A 338-nucleotide genomic window follows, 5' to 3' on the forward strand; every position below is an offset into this window, starting at 1 on the left:
GGTGACCTGTATGTCGAGAACGAGAGCGAGGATCTAAAGTTCAGCGGCGTTTCTCAGACGTATATGAAACAGGGAGACGAGCGAAAATTCGGGGAAGCCCTGTTTTTCAAATGGGAGGAGAACTGGCTCGATTGGGAGAAATCCAACAAGTACGTAAACGTCTATCGCGGATTTAAGGGACATGAAACAGAGATTTACTTGTTCGAGTTCTTCATTCGACATTGGGATCGGAATATGAAAATAAAGCTGCAATAGGATGAACGATGCTGTCCTCGTCAGGATATGACGTGAGGGCAGCATTTTTTTTGCATTCCTTCCAAATTAGTGAACCTAAATGA

Annotated in this window: 1 pseudogene; it reads left to right on the forward strand. The window is 44.1% G+C overall.

Features of this window, described 5'->3' with window-relative positions:
• A pseudogene (locus BBG47_RS28570) lies at positions 1 to 255 on the forward strand (RNA polymerase subunit sigma-70); the annotation flags it as partial.
• Positions 256 to 338: the final 83 nt, after the last annotated feature.

The sequence above is a fragment of the Paenibacillus sp. KS1 genome (genome assembly GCF_001680695.1).
Lineage (GTDB): Bacteria > Bacillota > Bacilli > Paenibacillales > Paenibacillaceae > Paenibacillus_B > Paenibacillus_B suaedae.